At 72.1% G+C, this 18831-nt stretch carries 16 protein-coding genes; 9 read left to right on the top strand and 7 right to left on the bottom strand.

What is annotated here, in order from left to right:
* Positions 1 to 136: 136 nt before the first annotated feature.
* On the bottom strand, positions 137 to 1330 hold the full coding sequence (locus tag ACIPYW_RS16320; protein ID WP_400415392.1) for an acyl-CoA dehydrogenase family protein: 1194 nt from the start codon (positions 1328 to 1330) through the stop codon (positions 137 to 139).
* Positions 1331 to 1377: 47 nt separating this feature from the next.
* On the opposite strand from ACIPYW_RS16320, the gene ACIPYW_RS16315 reads away from it, so the two are divergent.
* The gene (locus ACIPYW_RS16315; protein ID WP_400415390.1) at positions 1378 to 1959 is read left to right on the top strand and encodes a QsdR family transcriptional regulator; all 582 of its coding nucleotides are present in this window, start codon (positions 1378 to 1380) and stop codon (positions 1957 to 1959) included.
* An 18-nt stretch (positions 1960 to 1977) separates the two neighbouring features.
* Here ACIPYW_RS16315 and ACIPYW_RS16310 read toward each other — a convergent pair whose 3' ends face one another.
* Positions 1978 to 2466, bottom strand: a complete 489-nt coding sequence (locus tag ACIPYW_RS16310; RefSeq protein WP_400415388.1) for a VOC family protein — start codon at positions 2464 to 2466, stop codon at positions 1978 to 1980.
* Between the two features lie 395 nt (positions 2467 to 2861).
* Here ACIPYW_RS16310 and ACIPYW_RS16305 point away from each other — a divergent pair, with 395 nt between their 5' ends.
* The gene (locus ACIPYW_RS16305) at positions 2862 to 3290 is read left to right on the top strand and encodes an acyl-CoA thioesterase (RefSeq protein WP_400415386.1); all 429 of its coding nucleotides are present in this window, start codon (positions 2862 to 2864) and stop codon (positions 3288 to 3290) included.
* A gap of 148 nt (positions 3291 to 3438) precedes the next feature.
* Here ACIPYW_RS16305 and ACIPYW_RS16300 read toward each other — a convergent pair whose 3' ends face one another.
* Positions 3439 to 6930, bottom strand: coding sequence for a proline dehydrogenase family protein (locus ACIPYW_RS16300; protein ID WP_400415384.1), 3492 nt, complete (start codon positions 6928 to 6930; stop codon positions 3439 to 3441).
* Between the two features lie 81 nt (positions 6931 to 7011).
* On the opposite strand from ACIPYW_RS16300, the gene ACIPYW_RS16295 reads away from it, so the two are divergent.
* The 4 genes from ACIPYW_RS16295 (at position 7012) to ACIPYW_RS16280 (ending at position 12075) form a co-directional block, all read left to right on the top strand.
* Complete coding sequence (locus ACIPYW_RS16295) at positions 7012 to 7914, top strand: LysR family transcriptional regulator (RefSeq protein WP_400415382.1); 903 nt, start codon at positions 7012 to 7014, stop codon at positions 7912 to 7914.
* A gap of 255 nt (positions 7915 to 8169) precedes the next feature.
* Positions 8170 to 9474, top strand: a complete 1305-nt coding sequence (locus ACIPYW_RS16290) for a hypothetical protein (protein ID WP_400415380.1) — start codon at positions 8170 to 8172, stop codon at positions 9472 to 9474.
* A 205-nt stretch (positions 9475 to 9679) separates the two neighbouring features.
* Entirely contained in the window at positions 9680 to 11311 is a 1632-nt protein-coding gene (locus ACIPYW_RS16285) for a putative Ig domain-containing protein (protein WP_400415378.1), read from the top strand.
* A gap of 131 nt (positions 11312 to 11442) precedes the next feature.
* A complete protein-coding gene (locus tag ACIPYW_RS16280) occupies positions 11443 to 12075 on the top strand; it encodes an FMN-dependent NADH-azoreductase (protein WP_400415376.1) in 633 nt (210 codons plus the stop codon).
* 36 nt (positions 12076 to 12111) lie between these two features.
* Here ACIPYW_RS16280 and ACIPYW_RS16275 read toward each other — a convergent pair whose 3' ends face one another.
* On the bottom strand, positions 12112 to 13155 hold the full coding sequence (locus tag ACIPYW_RS16275) for an MBL fold metallo-hydrolase (protein WP_400415373.1): 1044 nt from the start codon (positions 13153 to 13155) through the stop codon (positions 12112 to 12114).
* Between the two features lie 62 nt (positions 13156 to 13217).
* Positions 13218 to 14075 (bottom strand): helix-turn-helix transcriptional regulator, encoded by an 858-nt coding sequence (locus ACIPYW_RS16270; RefSeq protein WP_400415371.1) that lies wholly within the window; start codon positions 14073 to 14075, stop codon positions 13218 to 13220.
* Positions 14076 to 14093: 18 nt separating this feature from the next.
* Here ACIPYW_RS16270 and ACIPYW_RS16265 point away from each other — a divergent pair, with 18 nt between their 5' ends.
* The 3 genes from ACIPYW_RS16265 to ACIPYW_RS16255 all read left to right on the top strand — a co-directional run bounded on the left by ACIPYW_RS16265 (position 14094) and on the right by ACIPYW_RS16255 (position 17026).
* The gene (locus ACIPYW_RS16265) at positions 14094 to 15521 is read left to right on the top strand and encodes an MFS transporter (RefSeq protein WP_400415369.1); all 1428 of its coding nucleotides are present in this window, start codon (positions 14094 to 14096) and stop codon (positions 15519 to 15521) included.
* A 245-nt stretch (positions 15522 to 15766) separates the two neighbouring features.
* Complete coding sequence (locus ACIPYW_RS16260) at positions 15767 to 16810, top strand: ATP-dependent DNA ligase (protein WP_400415367.1); 1044 nt, start codon at positions 15767 to 15769, stop codon at positions 16808 to 16810.
* Between the two features lie 27 nt (positions 16811 to 16837).
* Positions 16838 to 17026, top strand: a complete 189-nt coding sequence (locus ACIPYW_RS16255) for a hypothetical protein (RefSeq protein ID WP_400415365.1) — start codon at positions 16838 to 16840, stop codon at positions 17024 to 17026.
* Here the strand turns inward: ACIPYW_RS16255 and ligD are convergent.
* On the bottom strand, positions 17023 to 18063 hold the full coding sequence (gene ligD / locus ACIPYW_RS16250) for a non-homologous end-joining DNA ligase (protein WP_400415363.1): 1041 nt from the start codon (positions 18061 to 18063) through the stop codon (positions 17023 to 17025). The genes ACIPYW_RS16255 and ligD overlap by 4 nt on opposite strands.
* A gap of 46 nt (positions 18064 to 18109) precedes the next feature.
* Positions 18110 to 18760, bottom strand: coding sequence for a G5 domain-containing protein (locus tag ACIPYW_RS16245; protein WP_400415361.1), 651 nt, complete (start codon positions 18758 to 18760; stop codon positions 18110 to 18112).
* Positions 18761 to 18831 lie beyond the last annotated feature (71 nt).

Raw genomic sequence — 18831 nt, 5'->3', positions numbered from 1 at the left:
CCGCCGCACGCGCAAACAGCGACGCGGCCGATGTCGTCCGACACCGGCCGCGCCCTTCCGCAGCGACACCCGAAGTCACACGCGGAACCGACCGGGAGCGAGCGCTGACGCTGGACCCCGGCCGAGATTCAGCCCCTCACACGAACGCTGCCTGCCCCGTGATCGCACGTCCGACGATGAGGGTGTTCACCTCGCGGGTGCCCTCGTAGGAGTAGATCGCCTCGGCATCGGCGAAGAACCGCGCGACGCCCTTCTGCAGCACGATCCCGTTGCCGCCCTGCACCTCGCGGCACCAGCCCACCGTCTCGCGCATCTTCGCCGTCGCGAACGCCTTCGCCATCGCGGAGTGCTCGTCCCCGCCCACTCCGGCATCCTGCATGGCCGAGGCCTGCGTGCAGAGCGCGATCGACGCCGTGATGTTCGCGAGCGACTTCACGAGGAGGTCCTGCACCATCTGGTGGGACGCGATCGGCTTGCCGAACTGGATGCGGGTGCGGGCGTAGTCGAGCGCGGCATCGTAGGCACCGACCGCGATGCCGATCGCTTGCCACGCGACCTCGGTGCGGGTGAGCCGCAGCACCTCCGCCGTCGCCCGGAACGAGTCCGCGCGCTGCAGCCGCCGCGACTCCGGGACACGGACGCCCGTCATCGTGATGTCGGCGTTCTGCACGCCGCGCAGGGCGATCTTGTCCTCGATCTTCGTCGCGCTGAAACCGGGGGTGTCGGTCGTGACCAGGAAGCCCTTCACCTGGTCGTCGGCGACGTCCTTCGCCCAGATGACGACGACGTCGGCGAAGGTGGCGTTGCCGATCCAGCGCTTCTCGCCGTCGAGGACCCACTCGTCACCCTCGCGCCGAGCCGTCGTCCGCAGCCCACGTGCCGAGTCGCTGCCGGACAGCGGTTCGGTGAGGCCGAACGCCCCGACGAGCTCGCCCCGAGCCATCGGAGGCAGCCACTCCTGCTGCTGCTCCTCGCTGCCGGCGACGGCGATCGAGTTCATCGCGAGGCCGGACTGCACGCCGATGAACGTCGCCACGCTCGCGTCGACGCGGCCGAGCTCGAGCGCCGCCCAGCCGCGGTAGACGGCCGAGTTCTCGAACTGACGCACGAGCGGGACACCCGGACCGTACATGCCGAGCTCGGCGAGCGGCGCGATGACCTGCATCGGGAACTCGGCGCGCGCCCAGTGGTCGTCCGCGATGGGTCGGACCTCTGCCTCGAGGTACGCCCGCAGCCGTCCGAGTGAGTCACGCTCCTGCTCGGTCAACCCCGCCTGGAAGCCGTAGAAGTCCGATTCGAGGAGGGGCGTGGTGACTGCCGTCGTTGACATACCCCTGATCGTGCATCATTCTCGAAAACGTTGCAAGGGAGGGATGCATGTACTCATCGAACTCTGCGCTGCGCGCCTTCCGGGAGGCCCGCCACACCTTCATCGACGGCTCGCGGATCGACATGGGAACCCTGGCAGCGTCGCTCGGCGTGGACCGGACGTCCCTGTTCCGGTGGGTGGGCAACCGCGACCAGCTGCTGTCCGAGGTGCTGTGGTCACTGGCCGTCCCGACGCTCGACGGCGCTGCCGCAGCGGCTGCTCCGTCGGGGGTCGCGCGCATCGTCGACGTCCTGGACCGGTTCACGGCCGACCTCATCCGGGCGCCCTACTTCCGGGCGTTCCTCACCCGGGAACCCGCGCGGGCCCTCCGGCTCCTGACGACGTCGGAGAGCGACGTGCAGAGTCGCTTCGTCGCACGGGTCACCGCGCTGGTCGACGCCGAGCGGAACTCCGGCGCGTTCGACCCCGCACCGTTGTCGAGCGAGGAGTTGGCGCGGCTGCTCGTCCGCATCTCGGAGTCGTTCACGTACGCCGACCTCATCTCGGGCGAGACGCCCGACGCTGCCCGGGCCCGTGCGACGTTCGAGTACGTGCTCCGCCCGGCCGCCGTGCCGGCAGCGGTCGACTGACGCCCGACGGTGACGGCGTCAGCCCTTCGCGGCGGTGAACTCGAGGTTGATGTCGTCGGGGTCCTGGACGGAGAGGATCACGATCCCGGCGTCCCCGAGGTCCGTCACCGCACCGTGCTCGATGCCAGCAGCGTCCAGACGAGCGGCAGCGTCGTGCAGGGCGGCGACCGAGCCCACGGTGAAGCTGACGTGGTCGAGCCCGACGGTGTCCGGGTCGAACCGCTGCCCGTGCGGAGCGACCGGCCGGAGCCCGAAGAGCTGGTCGCCGAGCGGGAAGATGCATCCGCCGTAGAGGCGCTCGCGGTCCTGCTCGATCCCGGGCTCGTCGGCGTGCTCACTGAAGTCCATCGCGGGCTCGACGCCGAGCAGCTGCTCGTAGAACGCCTTGCTCCGGTGGATGTCGGTCACGGTCACCCGGACGTGGGCGAGTGCTGTGGGGTGGGCGAAGGACTCGGACACGATGCGGTGCTCCTCGTGGTGCGGCGGACGGCCGGTGGTCACCGGCACCCGTCGAGGCAACGCCCACGGCCTGACGAGCACCCGCACGGTGCGGCGACCGGACAGCTCCCGACGATCAGCGGAAGCCGCGGGTCTCCAGCAGGTGGTGCGGGATGCCGTGTCCCTGGCAGCGGTCACGGCGACGAACGCCACGCATCACGTCGCGGACGTGGTCACCGCAGCCGGTCCACGAGGACTTGCCGCACACGGGGCACTGAACCGACTCGCACATGGATGCCACGGTACGGACGGAGCGCTGGACGGACGGCTGCAACGCTGTACCCGCTCGACCGCATGACGGGATCCGGACTCCCGAGCATCAGACGGCACGGAGCCGGAGCCGACTACGGTCGGTCCGGCCTCGGCCCCGGAACCAGCCGAGCCGCACCACCGATCGGAGACCGATGACCATCGACGAGTACCCGTTCACCCGCACCTACCCCACGCGGTGGAACGACAACGACATGTTCGGGCACGTGAACAACACGATCTACTACTCGGCGATGGACAACGCGGCGACGTACTGGTTCCGCGAGGTCGCCGGACTCGACCCGTTCTCGTCGGAGTGGATCGCGGTGCTGGTCTCGTCGAGCTGTCACTTCGTCGAGTCGGCAGTGTGGCCGGACGTCATCGAGGTCGGGATGCGGTCGAAGCGGATCGGCACCACCAGCATCGCGTGGGAGTTCGGGCTCTTCCGTGCCTCCGACGGCGCTCTGCTCGCGACGGGTGAGTTCGTCCACGTGGTCATCGACCGCGAGGGCGCCCGCCGCCCGGTGCCGGTGCCGCCCGAGCTGCGCGAACTCGTCGCGGACACGATGACCGTGCCCGCCTGACCAGCGCACAACCGGAGACGGCTCGAACCACGTCATCTCGTGGTTCGGGCCGTCTCCGGTTGTGCGAACGTCGTGCCGTCCCGAGCGCCGAGCGCGAGCGCCGAGCGCCGAGCGCAGCGCCGAGCGCCGAGCGCGGCACCCGGCGCCGCTAGATCAGCGCGTCCGTCAGGTGGTTCGGCGTCCCGAAGCGGTGCGCCGTGATCGACACCGCCTGCTCCCGGAGGAACGGCAGCACCTCGAGTCGTCCCGCCTCGGTCACGGGCTCCGCGTACACCGCGACGTCCGGACGCCCACCGATCGCCGCGTACAGCGCCGAGACGTCACCGCCGATGAGCCGCACCCGCGTGGAGGGGCCGTCAGCGATCCGCGCCGAGAACGCCGCGTCGGTCTCACCGTCACGGAGCGACCGGACGATCGACAGCGACTGCACGGCCGATCGCACGGCGGCCGGCAGCGAACCGGCCACCGAGACGTCGATCGTGGTCCCGGCGCGGAGCGCAGCCGACACGACGCGCACGAGCGACTCGACACCGTCCGCATCGACGTCGGTGGCAGCCAGCCGCACGTGCACTCCCGGGTAGGGCAGGTAGCGCGCGATGTTCCGCTCGGCGGTGAGTGCCGACACGTCCGTGGCGGTGCCGAACAGCGACGCCCATGCCTGCTGGTCGGACGCGAGCGAACGGTCGAGCGACTCCGAGGCGACCCCGGCAGCCCGGACGAACGCCGACACCGGGGCGGACACCGCGGCACCAGCACCAGCACCAGCACCAGCGGGCGCCGACGACCACGAGCCGAGCCCGAGCAGGTAGTTCAGCCCACCGGCCTTCGTCCCCGCGCCGACCGCCGACTTCTTCCACCCGCCGAACGGCTGCCGCCGGACGATCGCACCGGTGATGCCGCGGTTCACGTAGAGGTTGCCCGCCTCGATGCGGTCGAGCCAGGTGCCGATCTCCGCCGGGTCGAGCGAGTGCAGACCCGAGGTCAGGCCGTAGTCGACCTCGTTGACGATGTCTATGGCCTCGTCGAGGGTGCGGGCGGTCATGATGCCGAGGATCGGACCGAAGTACTCGGTGCGGTGGAACGCCGAGCCGCGGGCGACACCGTCGCGGACCCCGGGGCTCCAGAGCTTGCCGGAGTCGTCCAGGCGCGCCGGCTGCACGGCCCACGACTCGCCCGCACCGAGCTTCGTCAGGCCGTCGAGCAGCTTGCCCGCGGCCGACTCGATGACCGGCCCCATCTGCGTGGTCGAGTCGGTCGGGTAGCCCACGGTCAGCGAGGACACCGCGTCGACGAGCTGCGACCGGAACCGCCGCGACGTGGCCACCGAACCGACGAGCACCACGAGGGAGGCTGCGGAGCACTTCTGGCCCGCGTGCCCGAACGCCGAGGCGACGACGTCCTTCACGGCGAGGTCGAGGTCGGCGGACGGGGTGACGATGATCGCGTTCTTCCCCGAGGTCTCGGCGAGGAGCGGCAGGTCGGGGCGGAACGACCGGAAGAGCTCGGCGGTCTCGTACGCCCCCGTGAGGATCACCCGGTCGACGAGCGGCGACGACACGAGCTGCTTCCCGAGGTCGTTCTCGGAGACCTGCAGGAACGCGAGGACGTCGGCGGGGGCACCGTGCAGGTCGAGCGCGGTCTCGATGATCGACGCGAGCACGGCACCCGAGCGCTCGGCGGGCGGCGCGGGCTTGAGCACCACGGCCGACCCGGCGGCGAGCGCGGCCAGGGTCGAGCCGGCGGGGATGGCGACCGGGAAGTTCCACGGCGGCGCGACGAGCGTCAGGGCCGCCGGGGTGAAGGTCGCACCGTCGACGTCGTCGAGGTCGGAGGCGAGCTCAGCGTAGAAGTGCGCGAAGTCGATCGCCTCGGACACCTCGGGGTCGGCCTGGTCGATGGTCTTCCCGGTCTCCGAGGCCATGACCTCGACGAGCGCTGCGCGGTTCGCCTCGAGGGCGTCACCGACGGCGTGCAGCACGGCGCCGCGCGCCGCGCCGGACCACGAGGCCCACTCGGCACCCGCGGCACGGACGCGACCGAGGATCGAGTCGAGCGTCGAGGCGGAGTCGACCCGTGCCTCCTGGACGACCCTGGTTCCCAGCGTCGACGACGCGACCCGCGCGGTGATGTCGGCACCCCACTCGCGGAACGCGGCGACGGACGGGTCGGTGTCCGGCGTGTTCTCGAAGTGCCCCGCGGAGGGGCGACCGACGGCCGCGTAGCGGTCGGCGACGCGGTGGGACGCCGGAGCGAGGAGCCCCTCCGGCGTGGCGAGCGGTGCCAGGGACGACCGGAAGCGGTCTTCCTCGCGGGCGAAGAGCTCCGGCGAGGAGGCGAGGGAGAAGACCGCGGACATGAAGTTCTCCTGCGATGCGCCTTCCTCCAGGCGACGGATCAGGTACGCGATCGCGACGTCGAACTCGCCGGGGTGGACCACCGGCGTGTAGAGCAGCAGGGACCCGACGGTGCGGCGGACTGCCTCGGCCTGCCCCTGCGCCATGCCGAGCAGCATCTCGAACTCGATGCCGTCGCGGACGCCCCGCTGGCCGGCGAGCAGCCAGGCGTGCGCGACGTCGAACAGGTTGTGGCCGGCGACGCCGACGCGCACGTTCTCGACGCGTGACGGGGTGAGCGCCCAGTCGAGCACCCGCTTGTAGTTCGTGTCGGAGTCCTGCTTGGTGTGCCACGTGGCGAGCGGCCAGCCGTGCACGGAGGCCTCGACCTGCTCCATCGGGAGGTTGGCGCCCTTGACGAGCCGGACCTTGATGTCGGCGCCTCCGCGGGCACGACGCGCGGCGGACCACTCCTGCAGGTGCTGCATCGCGGCGAGCGCGTCGGGGAGGTACGCCTGGAGGACGATGCCGGCCTCGAGCGTGGTGAACTCGGGCTCGTCGAGGAGCTTCGTGAAGACCGCGATGGTGAGGTCGAGGTCCTTGTACTCCTCCATGTCGAGGTTGATGAACTTGTTCGGCGAGGCGGCGGCCGCACGGCGGAACAGCGGCCGGAGCTTCTCGATGATGTCCTCGACGGCGTGGTCGAACGCCCACGGCGAGTGCGGGTGCACGGTCGAGGAGACCTTGATCGACACGTAGTCGACGTCGTCGCGGGCGAGCAGCTTCAGCGTCCCGTCGAGGCGCCGCGCGGCCTCCTTCTCGCCGAGGACTGCCTCACCGAGCAGGTTGACGTTCAGCCGCACGCCGTCGCGCTTGATCTTCGCGATGGCCGGGCCGAGCTTGGCGTCGGTGGCGTCCACGATGAGGTGGCCCACCATGCCCCGCAGCACACGTCGGGCGATCGGCACGACGACGCCGGGGAGCACCGGGGCCATCCCGCCACCGAGCCGGACGAGTCCGCGGAGCGCCGCGGGCAGGAACCCGGGTGCGTTCGGCGCGATGGCGCGGAGCTTGCGCGCGGCGACGCCGAGGTCCTCCGGGCGGACGACGCCGTCGACGAACCCGACCGCGAAGTCGAGGCCGGCCGGGTCGGCGAGGACGCCCGCGAGCTGCTTCGCGGAGCCGTCGACCGGGTAGGTCTCTGCCTCGGCGAGCCACTGCCGGACGAGCGCGACCGACTCGTCGGCGAGGTCGCCCGGTCCGGCGGGCTGGGGAGCGGCAGCGGGGTGCTCGTGCACGGTCGTCATGGGATCAGTGTGGAGCCGCCGAAGCATCAGCGGAAGCAACGTTTCGTGACGAGTACCGTGCAGTTCTCCTAAACTGACGCCATGCTCGACGTCCGTCGTCTCGTCCTCCTCCGGGAGCTCTCCATCCGGGGCACGATCGCCGCCGTCGCCGAGGCCGTCAACTTCACCCCGTCGGCCGTCTCGCAGCAGCTCGCAGCCCTCGAACGCGAGGCCGGCGTCCCCCTCCTGCGCAAGGCCGGCCGACGCCTCCAGCTCACCCCGCAGGCCGAGGTGCTCGTGCAGGCAGCCGGACACGTCCTCGACGTCCTGGAGCAGGCGCAGTCCGAGGTCGAGGGTTCGATGCCGACCGTCCAGGGCCGGGTCCGGGTCGCGGTGTTCCAGTCCGCCGCGCTCGCGCTCATGCCGAACGCCCTGCACGCGATGGCGACCGACCACCCCGACGTCCGGATCGAGATGGTGCAGCGCGAGCCGGAGACCGCACTCCACGAGACCTGGATCCGTGACTTCGACATGGTGATCGCGGAGCAGTACCCAGCGCACGCGGCTCCGCGGCTGCCGGGCCTCCACCGCGAGGACCTCACGACCGACGCCGTCCGCCTGGCACTCCCCCCGCTCGACACCGCGCTCGCTCCGGTCACCTCGATCGCGGACGCCGAGGCCCTCCCGTGGGTGATGGAGCCGCGCGGCACGGCGTCCCGGCACTTCGCGGAGCAGGTCTGCCGCCGGCACGGCTTCGAGCCCGACGTCCGCTACGAGACCGCCGACCTGCAGACGCAGATCCGCCTGGTCGAGTCCGGCAACGCGGTCAGCCTCATGCCCGACCTCATGTGGACCGGTCGGACGACGACGTGTCGGCTCGTCGAGCTCCCCGAACGACCACGCCGGACGATCTTCACCGTGGTCCGGTCCGCGGGGTCGTCCTCGCCCGCGGTCACCGCGTTGCGCGCGGAGCTGGAGCGCGCGGCCGCGGTCGTCGGCAGCTGACGGACCGGCGCTCGCCTCGCCTGGTCGACGCGACCCGGCGACGGACGGGAGGCACGGGTCGGGCCCGCACCGCGCCTCCCGTCCGATGTTCAGTTGCAGTGGAAAACCCCAGGTCAGATGCTGTGTGGACCCGAATCGTTCCGTGATGGAACCGCAACCTCCGGTCCACCCGGACGGCGCTCCGGAGCCGTAGCGTCAGCATCGACAGGAGCGGATGGCCGCCCTGCGAACCCGGACCTCCCAGGGGGGAAATCCATGCGCACCACCAACACCTCGCCGCGCCGCCGTGCCGCGCTCGTCGCGGCGACCGCGATCGCGGTCGTCACCGTCGGTTCCGGCGCCGCGTTCGGCGTCACCGCGGCGAACGCGGCGACCGGCACGGCGACGTCGACGTCGACGACTGCTCCGGCCGCCGGCACGTCGGCTTCGGGCTCGACGTCGTCGGCCCCGGCCGCGGGAACGCCCGCCGCGACCACGCCGGTCGCGTTCACAGAGCCGTCGACGAAGGCCGCACCGCTCGCCCTCACGGCAACCGTCGGCACCCCGTTCAGCCACACGTTCCACACCACCGGCGGGGACGGCACGGTTGCGTACGCGATCCAGGACGCACCGTCGAGCGCCTGGACCGTGCAGTCGGACACGGGCGTGCTGAGCACGACACCGACCACTGCGGGGACCTACGACTTCGAGGTCGTCGCCCTGAGCGGTGGCACGCAGGCGACCGAGTACGTGCAGGTCACGGTCTCGCCCTCGCCGGTGTCGTTCACCGAGCCGTCGACGAAGGCGCAGCCCCTCGCCCTCACCGCGACCGCCGGCACGACCTTCACCCACACCTTCCAGGTCGTCGGCGGGAGCGGCTCCACCGCGTACGCGATCCAGGACGCGCCGTCGTCGAAGTTCACCGTCAACGTCTCCACCGGCGTGCTGACGAGCACCGAGACCACGGCGGGTACGTACGACTTCGAGGTCGTCGCCCTCCGTGGGACGGCGACGGCGACCGAGTACGTCCGGCTCACGGTGCGCCCCGCGGCGGCCGTCGGGGTCACGACCATCGTCAGTGACGGGAACCCCGACCACGGGGCCTACCAGATCGGTGTGACCGGTGCGATCGAGTCGTTCAGCGCCACCGGCAAGGACCTCGGCAGGGTGTCGTCCATCCCCGCGAAGCAGGGCGGCACGATCCGGGTCACCGGCGTCGCGGTCGACCGGTTCGGGAACCTCGTGACGCCCGGCACCGTCGGCCGGCAGCCGATCGGGACGGTCACGAGCTCCGTCGCGTCCGACCGCATCGTGGCCGACCCCACGAAGGAGTACGTGCTCGTCACGTTCCCGCACGCGTCGCAGCACCGCCTGACGGTGTCGCAGGACGGCGTCTCCGGCTCGTTCGTCGTCGCCGTGCAGCCGCTCGCCACCGCCGCGGTCGCGACATCGGCGACCGGGACCGGCGCGACGCTCGCGTACACCGGGGCCGACGAGCGCGGACCGATCGCCTGGGGTGCGGGTCTCCTCGCCGCGGGCGCGACACTGCTCGGCTTCCGGCTGCGTCGCCGTCGCCTCTGAGCAGGTCGCCCCGCCGACGACGCGGGCCCGGTGCCGACGCGCACCGGGCCCGTGCCGGTTTCCGCACCGTTCCCCCCAACCCTGGTCACATTTCGGCGTCGAGCCGCCGTAGCCACTCAGCGCGGCCCTACGATCCGAGGGCCGAAGATCCTCGGCGGACTCTTACGATCCGGCACCCGACCGGACCTGGACCCTGGGGGAGAACGTGCGTCGAAGCACTTCAACCGCCCGACGCGCCTGCGCGCTCGGGACCACCGCCGCGCTCGTCGTCCTGACGACCGGCCTCGGCATCATGACCGCGACGGCCGCGAACGCCGCGCCGTCGGACACGGACGGCTCGGTGTCCGCACCCGCCGACCCGACCCACGCGGAGTCGCCGACGCCGACGGACGCCCCGTCGCCGACCGACACGCCCATCCCCACGTCGACCCCGTCGGCGACGGCCACACCGACCGGTGAGTCGACGCCGACGCCCACGACGTCGACCGCGCCGACGTTCCCGCTGCTGCCGCTCCTGCGCTCCTCGGCTCCGGCTGCCGGCGACGCCACGGATGCGGGCACCACCGCTGCGGTCGCCGCCCCGACCGTGACGATCACGGGCGACGCGAAGGTCGGCTCCACGCTCACCGCCAGCTGGGACGGCTTCGACGCCGACGGCTTGTTCAAGTACCAGTGGCTCGACGCGACCGGTGCTCCGATCTACAAGGCGCAGTCCGAGACCTGGAAGGTCGACGCCGCGTACGCGGGCACGAAGGTCTCCGTCGAGGTGACCGGCGAGGTCTCCGGCGCCGTCACCGGCCCGGTCGAGTCGGAGCAGTCGGCCGAGATCGTCGAGGACGTCGCGTTCTTGGGGACGGACGGCAAGCCGACGGAGGACGGCTCCACCCAGGAGAACGCTCTCGAGCTCTCCGCCACGGCCGGCGAACCGTACTCGTACACCTTCCGTGCCCAGGGCTTCCCCGCCCCGAAGTTCGAGCTCAGCTGGTTCTCCGACGACGAGGACGAGACCGAGGGCAACTTCGTGTCGACGAAGGCCCAGGCCGAGTCGACCTCGACGATCGGCTTCGGCTGGTCCGCCTTCGACGACGAGGAGTTCACCCTCGAGGACCAGCTCCCCGAGGGCATGACCTTCGACGCGAGCACGGGCGAGTTGAGCGGCACGCCGAAGTTCGCGATGCCCTACGAGTTCGCGATCGCCGCCACGAACGGCACCCAGACCGCGAAGCAGTACGTGGAGCTCGACGTGGACCCGGGCGCGGCCTACGGGGTCGCCGCGATCACGCTCGACAAGAACGTCGTGGACAAGGGCGAAGGCGGGTTCTGGATCATCACGAAGGACGGCGTCGAGGGCTGGAACCAGTCGCAGGACGACGACGACATCGAGGAACTCGACCACGTCAGCATCAAGCAGGGCGGGACGCTCCTCGTCGCCGGCACCCCGGTGGACCGCTACGGGAACTTCGTCGACCTCACGGACCCGGAGAGCGCTCCCCTGCGGACCACCGTCACGTCCAGCGTCGCCAGCGACGTCATCAAGCCGTACGCCGAAGACGGTGCGGAGGGCGAAGGTCTGACGAGCGTCACGTTCCCGCACGCTTCGACGCACCGGCTGACCGTCGCTGCCGAAGCGCTCCAGCCGCTCTCGTTCGACGTCGAGGTCACCCCGACCGTCGCCCCGGCCGTCGCGGTCACCCCGACCGCCACCGGCACCGGTGGCCAGCTCGCCTACACCGGCTCCGACGCGACCGGAGCCCTGCCCTGGGCCCTGGGCCTCGTGCTCGCCGGCGCCGGCCTGATCGGCGCGCGCTCCCTGCGCCGCCGTCGCGCCCAGCGCTGACACAGGACGTCTCCCGTCGGTCGCGTGCCCGCGTGACCGACGGGAGGCCCACCCCGGCCCCGTCCCGCCCCTCACGGCGCGACGGGGCCGCTTCCGTCACACGGCGGTGTCGCGTCGGTAGCGTGGGCGGCATGCCGACGCTGCTGCACCTCGACTCCTCCGCCGACCTCGCCCACTCCCGCTCGCGCGCGCTGACCGCCGCGTTCGCCGACGCCTGGCGTGCTCGGGGTCCGGAGTACACCGTCGTCCGGCGCGACCTGCACGTCGACCCGCTCCCCCACCTCGAGACGTCGGCGCTGCACTGGGCAGCGGACGACCGCACCACGGACGAGGTCGTCGCCCCCGAGGCCGAGGCGCTCCGCCAGGAGGTCATCGACGAGCTCCTCGCCGCGGACGTCCTGCTCGTCGGTTCGCCGCTCTACAACTACACGGTCCCGTCCACGCTGAAGGCCTGGCTCGACCGCGTGCACATCCCGGGCGTGCTCGTCGGCGACGTGCAGCCCCTCGCCGGTCGCCCGGTCGTCACCGTGGTCAGCCGAGGCGGCACCTACGACGCCGACACCCCCACCGAGGGATGGGACCACGGCTCCCCCGTACTGCAGATCATCCTCGGCACGGCGCTCGGGATGAAGCACTACCCGGTGACGGTCAGCGCCACCCTCGCCGACCGTCTGCCGGACCTCGCGCCCCTCGCCGACCACGCCGCCGCCGAGTTCGCCGACGCGAGGACCACCCTGGAGCGCCTCGCCACCACCGTCGTCTGACCGTCCGGGCGCGCACCACGTCACGTCCCGCATCGATCAGGCGGGACGCACCTCGCCCGCGCGCCCGAGCAACGCCGCGTGGTACGCCGTCTGCGTCAGGGCGCTCGCGAGCAGGAACCCCGTCATCGACTCGATCCCGCCGCTGAACGGCACCCGCGCCGCGACCTCGAACAGCGTCGGCTCGTGCAGGGCGTCGAGTGCCTCGGCGACGTGGCGCGAGCGCTCCTCGCGGTGCCGTGCCAGCGTCCGGGCGCGGGCGACGACGTCCCGGAAGCGGTACTCGTGGCCGGGGCAGACCTCGAGCTCGGCGTACCGGTCGAGCCTGCGCAGCGACGCCAGGTGGTCGCCGAGCGGGTTCGATGCGGTCCGTCCGCCGAGCCCGATCCCGGAGTTGATCCTCGGCAGGACGTGATCGCCCGTGAAGAGCAGGCCGTCCCCCTCGTCGACGAAGCAGCAGTGGCCGGCGGTGTGTCCAGGGGTGTGCAGCGTGCGGATGTCCCGACCGGCGACGGGCAGGGCGTCGCCGTCCTCGAGCAGCAGATCGGCGTACGGCTCCGTCGTGCGACCGAGTCCGATCCGTCGTCCGCTCCCCCATGCGGCCACGACGCCGGCGCGGAGGTCGTCCGGCAGCCCCCACGACGCGATGTCGGCATCGTTCGCGGCGGCGTCGGCACGTTCGTGGCGGAGCGCCTCGACCTCGGCCGGGTGCATGGCGATCCGGGCGCCGGTCGCCCGCCGTACGGCCGCGGCGGCACCGAGGTGGTCGGCGTGCAGGTGCGTGACCACGACGAGCCCGACGTCGTCGAGCGAGCGTCCGATCGCGGCCAGTCCCTCGCGGAGCACGGCGAGGTCGTCGTCGGCGGACCACCCCGGGTCGATCAGGGTCAGCACGCCGTCGGTTCCTTCGACGACGTAGACGAGGGTGGCGTCCGGTACGCCGAAGCGGAACGGGACAGCGAGGGTCCAGAGGCCGGGGCGGATCTCCTCGGTCGGGGGCAGGACGCCGTCGCGGAGCGCCGCGGCCTGCACGGGACTGATCGGTTCCGGTGCCGGCGCTGCCGGCGGGGGCACGGTCGTCACGCGCCCACCCTAGCGACGGACGCCGTCGCGCCGGAGCCGCACCGTGCCTCCAGGCCGGAGCGTCACGCGACGAGGTCGCGGAGCCGGCGCTCCGTGTCGTCGTCCGCCGGCGTGAAGACCACGAGGCGGGTGCCGACGGCGGGGCTCAGCCACGAGGTGGCGAGTTCGAAGTCGAGGCGGCCGACGTCCGAGTTGAGGACCTGCTTGCGCTCGGTCACCGCCTCGGTGACGTCGCGGGAGTCCCACAGGCGGGCGAACTCCTCGGAGGCCGCCCCGAGCCGCTCCACGAAGGCGCGCCAGGCGGGGTCGTCCCGGTGCTCGGGCCAGCGTGACCGGAGGCGCGCGACGGACTGGCGGGCGAGCCGGTCCCGGTCGACGAGCGCGGCCTGCCAGTCGGGGTCGGTGAACATCAGCCACACCGAGTTGCGGTCGAGGGGCGGGACGCGGTCGAGGTCGCCGATGAGCCTGCCGTACCCGCGGTTCCAGGCGAGGACGTCGAAGCGGGCGTTCTGCACGCAGGCGGGCCACGGCTCGACGGCGTGCACCACGCGCAGCGTCGCGGCGTCGACGGCGTGCTCCTCCGCTCCCGTCGGCGGGGACGCACCGGCGAGCTTGAAGAGGTGCGCCCGCTCGTGCCGGTCGAGGCGGAGGGTCCGGGCCACGGCCTGCAGCACCTGCTCGGAGACGTTGATGCGTCGGCCCTGTTCGAGCCAGGTGTACCAGGTCGCACTGATGCCGGCGAGCTGGGCGACCTCCTCGCGGCGGAGTCCCGGCGTGCGCCGCCGTGCCCCGTCGGGGAGACCGACGTCGGCCGGTGTGACGCGGGCCCGCCGCGAGCGGAGGAAGGCACCGAGTTCCCGGGCGTCGAGCCTGGTGGTTTCGGTACCGGTGTCAGTAGTGGTCTGGTACCCGGATGTCACGAGCGCGACGCTACCCCCATGACGACCGCGACAGCACCCCGCACGCAGGCTCCCGACACGATCCGGGCCGGCGGTATCCTCGTCCTCCTCGTCGGCCCGTTCCTCGCCGGCCTCGACTTCTTCATCGTCAACGTCGCGCTGCCGACCATCCGCCGCGACCTCGGAGCCTCCCCCGCGGCCCTCGGGCTCGTGGTCGCCGGGTACGGCACCGCCTACGCCGTCCTGCTCGTGCTCGGCGGGCGGTTGGGCGACGAGTACGGCCGCCGTCGCCTCTTCGTCGTCGGCCTCGCAGCGTTCACCGTGACCTCGCTCGCCGCCGGTCTCGCGCCGACCACCGGGGCGCTGCTGACGGCGAGGGTCCTGCAGGGAGCGTCCGCCGCACTCATGGTGCCGCAGACCCTCGCGACGTTCCGCGCGGTGATGACGGGGACGGCACGCGGTCGGGCGGTCGCGCTGTACACCGCCGCCGGAGGGGTGTCCTCCATCGTGGGGCAGCTGCTCGGTGGTCTGCTCGTGTCCGCGCTGTCGTGGCGGGCGGTGTTCCTGGTGAACGTGCCCGTGGGGCTCGTCGCGCTCCTGTTCGTCCGGCGGGCGGTCCCCCGCTCCCGGTCGGCCGTGCGGGTCGGAGCGGACCTCCGTGGCACCGTCTCGTTCGCGGTCGCGCTCGGCGCCCTGCTGGTCGCCCTGGCCGAGGGCCCGGCGAGCGGCTGGCCGTGGTGGACCTGGATCGCGCTCGGAGTCTCGGTCGTCGCGGGCGTCGTGCTCGTGCGGTGGTCGGTCGTCGCCCCCCGCCGCGGCGTGTCACCGTTCCTGCCGGTCGACCTCATCCGCGGAGCGACGTCGATGCGACGCGGACTCCCGGCGCTCGTGGTGTTCTTCGTGCTGTTCGGCACGTTCATGTTCGCCTTCTCGATCGTGGCGCAGGACGGGCTCCGGCTCGGTCCGCTCGCCGCCGGGGTCGCGATCTCGCCGGTGATGATCGCGTACGTCGTGTCCTCGGCACGGGTGCCCGCGCTCCTGGCCCGCTCCGGCCGCGCGGTGCTCGTCGGCGGACTCGTCGTCGAGGCAGCGGGCCTCGCCGTCGTGCTCGCAGTCCTCGCGTGGGGGTGGCGGACGCTGGTGGCGATCGACCCGTCGGGTGTGCGCCCCGGGCAGGTCGTGCTGCTCGTCGTGCTCGGGGTCGGACTGGCGCTCGTGGGGTGCGGGCAGGCGCTCGGCGTCGGGTGCCTCTTCCGCTCGGTCCTCAGCGAGGTGCCCGAGGGATCCGCGGGTGTCGGCGGCGGGGTGCTCGTGTCGGCGCAGCAGACCGCCATCGCCCTCGGCTCGTGCTTCTCGGCGGTGGCGGGCGGTGCCGGCGTGCAGACGGGTGCGGTCGTCATCGGGGTCGTGCTCGTCGTCGGTACCGCGGCGCTCGTCCCGCAGGCGCTCCGCCTGCCGGCTCCGTGACCGCGCGCGTGGTCCGCCGGACCCGCACCGTGCCTCCAGGCCGGCCGCGCACGCGCCCGCGCGCGGCCCGCCGGACCCGCACCGTGCCTCCAGGCGGACCGCGACCGCGCCTGGGGGCCGGACGCACACGCAGCGGGACGTCGATCCTGCCGGTGGCCGATCCGGTGCGCGATGCCCGGGGACCGCGCACCGGATCGGCCACGGAACGAACCGATCACTCGGCCCCACGCGAGTAGACAGGCCGCATGGAGACCGCACCCATGCTCGCGAAGGCCGTCCCGACCGTCCCCGAGCCGGACAGTGTGCGCGGCGGTCTACGGTACGAGCCGAAGTGGGACGGCTTCCGCGGGATCGTGACGGTCGACGGCGACCACGTCGAGATCGGCAGCCGCGGCGCGAAGCCCCTCACCCGGTACTTCCCCGAGCTCGTCGAGGCCTTCCGCACGCAGCTCGGCGGCCGGGGCGACCCGGTGGTGCTCGACGGCGAGGTGGTCCTGCGCTCCGGCGAACCGGGTGCCGAGCACCTCGACTGGGACGCCCTGTCGCAGCGCATCCACCCGGCGGAGTCCCGCATCGCGAAGCTCAGTCGGGAGACGCCGGCCCAGTTCGTCGCGTTCGACCTGCTCTCCGTCGACGGCGAGGACCTCCTCGACCATCCGTTCGACGAGCGCCGGGAGCGGCTCGAACAGCTCGGCGGGGACCTGTCCGACCCGCTGTTCGTCACGCGCACGACGCTCGACGTCGACCTCGCACGCGAGTGGTTCACGACCTTCGAGGGTGCGGGACTCGACGGCGTGGTCGCGAAGCCCCGTGCGCGACCGTACGAGCCGGGCAAGCGGACGATGCTCAAGGTCAAGCACCACCGCACCGCTGACGTCGTCGCGATCGGCTACCGCGTCCACAAGAGCGGGCACGGGGTCGGCTCCCTGCTCGTCGGGCTGTACGACGCCGACGGGGAACTCCGCCAGGTGGGCGGCGTGTCCGCCTTCTCCGACAGGCGACGGGTCGAGTTGGTCGAGGAGCTCGACCCGGTGGTCCTCCGGGATCCGGACGGGAGGCCCGTCACCGGTGACGGGGAACGGTCACGCTTCTCGTCGGGTCGCGACACGTCGTTCGTCCGGTTGGAGCCGACGCGCGTGCTGGAGGTCCGCTACGACCAGATGGAGGGCGACCGGTTCCGTCACACGGTGCAGTTCGAGCGGTGGCGACCGGACCGCGACCCGCGGTCGTGCGTCTACGACCAGCTGGACGTGCCCGTCGCCTGGGACCTCCGAGCGGTCCTCGAGTAGGGGTTGTCCTGTCCGATCTCCGCTCCTATGCTCGACTTAGTTAGGCTACCTAGTAACCTCGGGGGCAAGGAGGACACCATGGTCATCGACGGCATCAGTGAGACGCACCGCGGCACTTGGTCGCGACTGACGCGACTCAACACGGCGAGCGTCAGCCTGCCGATGCGGACGACCCGGGTGGACGACAGCACGCCCGTCGTCGACGAGCGCAACTAGTCCTTCTCGACCTGCTTCGCCGCGTTCTTCGCGCGCGACGGTTGGACGCGCGGCGGCTCGCCGGGCATCTTCGGGAAGTCCGGTGGGAACGGCAGCTCACCGAGGCCGTCTCCGAGGTCGCGGTCCCACCAGGCGAGCAGCGGCCCGACGTCCCCGGGCACCTCGTCCATGGTCTCCCACGGGTCGCCGTGCTCGCGCAGCCGGCCCGGCACCGACCGCACCGTGAACCCCGTGGGATCGACGGTGTCGAGCTCCTCCCACGCGATCGGGGTCGAGACGCTCGCGTGCGGCAGCGCCCGCGGGCTGTAGGCGCCGGCCATCGTGCGGTCGCGGTTGGCCTGGTTGAAGTCCACGAACACCCGCTGCCCGCGCTCCTCCTTCCACCACGCCGTCGTCACCCGGTCCGGCATCCGGCGCTCGAGCTCGCGTGCGGCGGCGATGACGGCGTGCCGGACGTCGAGGAACTCGTACTCGGGTCGCACCGGCGCGAACACGTGCAGGCCGCGGTTGCCGCTCGTCTTGATCCACGCGGTCAGCCCGACGTCGGCGAGGACCTTCCGAAGCTCGTGCGCGACCGGGACCGTGTCGCGGAAGCCCGTCCCCGGCTGCGGGTCGAGGTCGATGCGGAGTTGATCGGGGTGGTCCGGGTCGCCGGCACGAGACGCCCACGGGTGGAACACGACCGTGTTCATCTGGGCTGCCCACACCGCGACCGCCGGCTCGTCGACCACGAGCTGCGGGTGCCGCCGGCCGCTCGGGTACGTCACCTCGACGTCGCGGACGTACGGCGGGGCGCCCTTCGGCGGGTTCTTCGAGAAGAAGTCCTCCCCGTCGACGCCGCCCGGGAACCGCTGTAGGGAGATCGGCCGGTCGCCGTTCGCCCGGACGAAGGCGTCCCCGACCGCGACGAGGTACTCCGCAAGCTCGAGCTTCGTGATGCCCGGCTCGGACCACAGCACCCGCGAGGGGCTGCTGATGCGTACCTCGCGGTCACCGTCCGGGCCGGGAACCGTCAGCGTCGTCGCCTCGCTCGCCATGCAGCGGAAGGTACACGGGCCTGCCTGCCGGTGCTCCGACGGGATGTCACATGGTGTTCCAGTGCAGACGTCCGTTCCCGTCCGGCCCGTGGCCGCCGCACTGGTACGACCGTCCGTTCGAGGCCTGGGCCACGACACCGCTCTCCGCGCTCGAGCAGAACGCACCGGGGGTGATGAGCTCGTGCTGTGACGAATCGGACGGCTCCGGTGCCGGTGCGGGTGCAGGAGCGACGTACGTTCCGATCGTCGTCACCTCAGCGACGGGCGCGCGGTTCAGTTCCTCCCGGACCTCTTCGCGCTCCTGTTCGACGCCGTCGACGGTGGTGACCCGGTAGTAGGTCGTCTTCTCGCCGTCAACACCGGCGGTCGTGACGTGCGACTCGCCCTTCGGAACGGTGGCATCCTCGACGGTCGTCCGCGAGAACGGCACCGGCGTCCGCTCAGACACTTCGGTGACGACCGTCTCAGGAGTCGGAGTCGCAGTCGGAGTCGGAGTCGGCGTGGAGCGGCGGGTCGGCGCGGGCGTCTCGAGGAGCGGCTTCGCCTGCGCCGACGGTGCTGACGCCGTGGTCGGAGCGCTCGACACGACCGCGCCGACCAGCGCACCGGCGGACCCGACACCGCCGACCCAGATCACTGCGGCGATCGCGACGACGACCGTCGCTTTCGCCTTGGTCGTCATCGTTCCCCAGCGCATCGCGGATCCTCCCTGTTGTCGATCGACGCTCAAGGATGCGGGAAGCGGCCATGCGCGCCGTACCCCCCGAA

This window comes from Curtobacterium sp. NPDC089689 (assembly GCF_044749145.1).
Lineage (GTDB): Bacteria > Actinomycetota > Actinomycetes > Actinomycetales > Microbacteriaceae > Curtobacterium.
Note: the sequence above shows the minus strand (reverse complement) of the source record. Positions and strands in the feature narration are given on the sequence as shown.

Coding starts and splice junctions, on each gene's coding strand:
- ACIPYW_RS16320 (WP_400415392.1), bottom strand. CDS start 1,330: ATGTCAACGACGGCAGTCACCACGCCCCTCCTCGAATCGGACTTCTAC.
- ACIPYW_RS16315 (WP_400415390.1), top strand. CDS start 1,378: ATGTACTCATCGAACTCTGCGCTGCGCGCCTTCCGGGAGGCCCGCCAC.
- ACIPYW_RS16305 (WP_400415386.1), top strand. CDS start 2,862: ATGACCATCGACGAGTACCCGTTCACCCGCACCTACCCCACGCGGTGG.
- ACIPYW_RS16300 (WP_400415384.1), bottom strand. CDS start 6,930: ATGACGACCGTGCACGAGCACCCCGCTGCCGCTCCCCAGCCCGCCGGA.
- ACIPYW_RS16295 (WP_400415382.1), top strand. CDS start 7,012: ATGCTCGACGTCCGTCGTCTCGTCCTCCTCCGGGAGCTCTCCATCCGG.
- ACIPYW_RS16290 (WP_400415380.1), top strand. CDS start 8,170: ATGCGCACCACCAACACCTCGCCGCGCCGCCGTGCCGCGCTCGTCGCG.
- ACIPYW_RS16280 (WP_400415376.1), top strand. CDS start 11,443: ATGCCGACGCTGCTGCACCTCGACTCCTCCGCCGACCTCGCCCACTCC.
- ACIPYW_RS16265 (WP_400415369.1), top strand. CDS start 14,094: ATGACGACCGCGACAGCACCCCGCACGCAGGCTCCCGACACGATCCGG.
- ACIPYW_RS16260 (WP_400415367.1), top strand. CDS start 15,767: ATGGAGACCGCACCCATGCTCGCGAAGGCCGTCCCGACCGTCCCCGAG.
- ACIPYW_RS16255 (WP_400415365.1), top strand. CDS start 16,838: ATGCTCGACTTAGTTAGGCTACCTAGTAACCTCGGGGGCAAGGAGGAC.
- ligD (WP_400415363.1), bottom strand. CDS start 18,063: ATGGCGAGCGAGGCGACGACGCTGACGGTTCCCGGCCCGGACGGTGAC.
- ACIPYW_RS16245 (WP_400415361.1), bottom strand. CDS start 18,760: ATGCGCTGGGGAACGATGACGACCAAGGCGAAAGCGACGGTCGTCGTC.